A 4,718-nucleotide genomic window follows, 5' to 3' on the forward strand; every position below is an offset into this window, starting at 1 on the left:
TGGTCCGGTTCGGTTCTTTCAGAACCGCACAGTGGATGCGTAGCGTCTTCATGACAAGTCCTCGGCCTATTAGTACCGGTCAACTCCAGCCGTTACCGACCTTCCATCTCCGGCCTATCAACCCAATGGTCTCTTGGGGGCCTTAACCCACAAAGGGGTGGGATACCTCATCTAGGAACAGGCTTCCCGCTTAGATGCTTTCAGCGGTTATCCCTTCCGAACGTAGCCAACCAGCAATGCCCTTGGCAGGACAACTGGCACACCAGAGGTCCGTCCGTCCCGGTCCTCTCGTACTAGGGACAGCCTTCCGCAAGTATCCTACGCGCGCGGCGGATAGGGACCGAACTGTCTCACGACGTTCTAAACCCAGCTCGCGTACCGCTTTAATGGGCGAACAGCCCAACCCTTGGGACCTACTCCAGCCCCAGGATGCGACGAGCCGACATCGAGGTGCCAAACCATGCCGTCGATATGGACTCTTGGGCAAGATCAGCCTGTTATCCCCGGGGTACCTTTTATCCGTTGAGCGACCACGCTTCCACAAGCCATGGCCGGATCACTAGTTCCGACTTTCGTCCCTGCTCGACCTGTCGGTCTCACAGTCAAGCCCCCTTGTGCACTTGCACTCGACACCTGATTGCCAACCAGGCTGAGGGAACCTTTGAGCGCCTCCGTTACCCTTTGGGAGGCAACCGCCCCAGTTAAACTACCCACCAGGCACTGTCCCTGATCCGGATCACGGACCGAGGTTAGACATCCAGTACGACCAGAGTGGTATTTCAACGACGACTCCACACTGACTGGCGTCAGCGCTTCACAGTCTCCCACCTATCCTACACAAGCCGAACCGAACACCAATACCAAGCTATAGTAAAGGTCCCGGGGTCTTTCCGTCCTGCCGCGCGTAACGAGCATCTTTACTCGTAATGCAATTTCGCCGGGCCTGTGGTTGAGACAGTCGAGAAGTCGTTACGCCATTCGTGCAGGTCGGAACTTACCCGACAAGGAATTTCGCTACCTTAGGATGGTTATAGTTACCACCGCCGTTTACTGGCGCTTAAGTTCTCAGCTTCGCCCCGAAGAGCTAACCGGTCCCCTTAACGTTCCAGCACCGGGCAGGCGTCAGTCCGTATACATCGTCTTGCGACTTCGCACGGACCTGTGTTTTTAGTAAACAGTCGCTTCTCGCTGGTCTCTGCGGCCATTCTCTACCTGACCACCTGTGTCGGTTTGGGGTACGGGCCGCATGAACACTCACTAGAGGCTTTTCTCGGCAGCATGGGATCACTCTACTTCGCCTCAATCGGCTATGCATCACGTCTCAGCCTTAATGCCTGGCGGATTTGCCTACCAGACGGCCTACACGCTTACACCAGTACTACCACTCACTGGCGGAGCTACCCTCCTGCGTCACCCCATCGCTTGACTACTACAAGTTCAGGTCCCGCGCTCCACGTAGTCCCTCGTCCGAAGACTCAGGACAGGCTTTGGGCGGTTAGTATCACAAGGTTCGCCATGGGCGCGTTCACACGGGTACGGGAATATCAACCCGTTGTCCATCGACTACGCCTGTCGGCCTCGCCTTAGGTCCCGACTTACCCTGGGCGGATTAGCCTGGCCCAGGAACCCTTGGTCATCCGGCGGACGAGTTTCCCACTCGTCTTTCGCTACTCATGCCTGCATTCTCACTCGTCCAGCCTCCACACCTGGATCACTCCGGCGCTTCAATGGCTGAACGACGCTCCCCTACCCATCCCGACCTAAATCGAAATGACACGGCTTCGGCGGTGTGCTTGAGCCCCGCTACATTGTCGGCGCAGGACCACTTGACCAGTGAGCTATTACGCACTCTTTAAAGGGTGGCTGCTTCTAAGCCAACCTCCTGGTTGTCTGGGCGACCCCACATCCTTTCCCACTTAGCACACACTTAGGGGCCTTAGCCGGCGTTCTGGGCTGTTTCCCTCTCGACTACGAAGCTTATCCCCCGCAGTCTCACTGCCGCGCTCTCACGTACCGGCATTCGGAGTTTGGTTGATTTCGGTAAGCTTGTGGGCCCCCTAGACCATCCAGTGCTCTACCTCCGGCACGAAACACACGACGCTGCACCTAAATGCATTTCGGGGAGAACCAGCTATCACGGAGTTTGATTGGCCTTTCACCCCTAACCACAGCTCATCCCCCAGGTTTTCAACCCTGGTGGGTTCGGGCCTCCACGCGGTCTTACCCACGCTTCACCCTGGCCATGGCTAGATCACTCCGCTTCGGGTCTAGACCACGCGACTCAAACGCCCTATTCGGACTCGCTTTCGCTACGGCTACCCCACACGGGTTAACCTCGCCACGCAGCACTAACTCGCAGGCTCATTCTTCAAAAGGCACGCCGTCACCCCTAAAGGCTCCGACGGATTGTAGGCACACGGTTTCAGGTACTATTTCACTCCCCTCCCGGGGTACTTTTCACCTTTCCCTCACGGTACTAGTCCGCTATCGGTCACCAGGTAGTATTCAGGCTTAGCGGGTGGTCCCGCCAGATTCACAGCGAATTTCACGAGTACGCTGCTACTTGGGAACACTGTAAGAAGACGGTGAGTTTTCGCGTACGGGACTTTCACCCTCTACGGCCACGCTTTCCAGACGCGTTCCGCTAACAACACCGTTTTATGACTTCTTGCCAGCTCGGCAGAACTGACGAACAGGTCCCACGACCCCGCACACGCAACCCCTGCCGGGTATCACACGAATACGGTTTAGCCTCTTCCGCTTTCGCTCGCCACTACTCACGGAATCACGGTTGTTTTCTCTTCCTGCGGGTACTGAGATGTTTCACTTCCCCGCGTTCCCTCCACACGCCCTATGTGTTCAGGCGTGGGTGACCCCACATGACTGGGGCCGGGTTTCCCCATTCGGATACCCTTGGATCTCAGCTCGGTTGACAGCTCCCCAAGGCTTTTCGCAGTCTCCTACGTCCTTCATCGGCTCCTGGTGCCAAGGCATCCACCGTGTGCCCTTAATAACTTGCCACAAAGATGCTCGCATCCACTGTGCAGTTCTCAAAGAACAACCAGACACCGCCCGTATCGCAACCCGCCTGCCAGATCCGAAGACCGGCGGTTCAGGAGCTGGGGCAGCCCTGCTGTTTCTCGCTGAGGAAAACACTCACGTGTTCTCTCAGGACCCAACAGCGTACCGAACAGAAGTCTTGAACCTGCTCCTTAGAAAGGAGGTGATCCAGCCGCACCTTCCGGTACGGCTACCTTGTTACGACTTCGTCCCAATCGCCAGTCCCACCTTCGACCGCTCCCCCCCTTACGGGTTGGGCCACGGGCTTCGGGTGTTACCGACTTTCGTGACGTGACGGGCGGTGTGTACAAGGCCCGGGAACGTATTCACCGCAGCGTTGCTGATCTGCGATTACTAGCGACTCCGACTTCACGGGGTCGAGTTGCAGACCCCGATCCGAACTGAGACCGGCTTTGTGGGATTCGCTCCACCTCACGGCTTAGCAGCCCTCTGTACCGGCCATTGTAGCATGTGTGAAGCCCTGGACATAAGGGGCATGATGACTTGACGTCATCCCCACCTTCCTCCGAGTTGACCCCGGCAGTCTCCCATGAGTCCCCGCCATTACGCGCTGGCAACATGGAACGAGGGTTGCGCTCGTTGCGGGACTTAACCCAACATCTCACGACACGAGCTGACGACAGCCATGCACCACCTGTACACCGGCCACAAGGGGGCCAATATCTCTACTGGTTTCCAGTGCATGTCAAGCCCAGGTAAGGTTCTTCGCGTTGCATCGAATTAATCCACATGCTCCGCCGCTTGTGCGGGCCCCCGTCAATTCCTTTGAGTTTTAGCCTTGCGGCCGTACTCCCCAGGCGGGGTGCTTAATGCGTTAGCTGCGGCACGGAGGACGTGGAAGTCCCCCACACCTAGCACCCACCGTTTACGGCGTGGACTACCAGGGTATCTAATCCTGTTCGCTCCCCACGCTTTCGCTCCTCAGCGTCAGTATCGGCCCAGAGACCCGCCTTCGCCACCGGTGTTCCTCCTGATATCTGCGCATTTCACCGCTACACCAGGAATTCCGACGCAACAAACCGCCTACGAGCTCTTTACGCCCAATAATTCCGGACAACGCTCGCACCCTACGTATTACCGCGGCTGCTGGCACGTAGTTAGCCGGTGCTTCTTCTGCGGGTACCGTCAGTTGCCCTTCGTCCCCGCTGAAAGAGGTTTACAACCCGAAGGCCGTCATCCCTCACGCGGCGTCGCTGCATCAGGCTTTCGCCCATTGTGCAATATTCCCCACTGCTGCCTCCCGGCCATTACCCCACCAACAAGCTGATAGGCCGCGGGTCCATCCTGTACCGCCGGAACTTTCCACCCACCACCATGCAGTGGCAGGTCATATCCGGTATTAGACCTAGTTTCCCAGGCTTATCCCAGAGTACAGGGCAGGTTACCCACGTGTTACTCACCCGTTCGCCGCTCGTGTACCCCGAAGGGCCTTACCGCTCGACTTGCATGTGTTAAGCACGCCGCCAGCGTTCGTCCTGAGCCAGGATCAAACTCTCCAATAAGGAATGTTTGATCGCTCCGAACAACACTGACATTAATGTCAGTTGTCCAGTAACAATCTCAAAGGAAACCTCTTGACGAGGTTCATAAATTTACTGGCTATTCGGCACGCTGTTGAGTTCTCAAAGAACACGCGC

The 4,718-nt window shown here is 57.1% G+C and carries 2 rRNA genes; both read right to left on the bottom strand.

Annotated elements, in window-relative coordinates:
* Positions 1-50 precede the first annotated feature (50 nt).
* Positions 51-3,021: ribosomal RNA gene (locus OQ02_RS39020) — 23S ribosomal RNA — on the bottom strand.
* Between the two features lie 195 nt (positions 3,022-3,216).
* Positions 3,217-4,583, bottom strand: a 16S ribosomal RNA gene (locus OQ02_RS39025).
* Together the 16S and 23S rRNA genes form the textbook arrangement of a ribosomal RNA operon.
* Positions 4,584-4,718: the final 135 nt, after the last annotated feature.

Source organism: Saccharothrix sp. NRRL B-16314 (genome assembly GCF_000716595.1).
Lineage (GTDB): Bacteria > Actinomycetota > Actinomycetes > Mycobacteriales > Pseudonocardiaceae > Actinosynnema.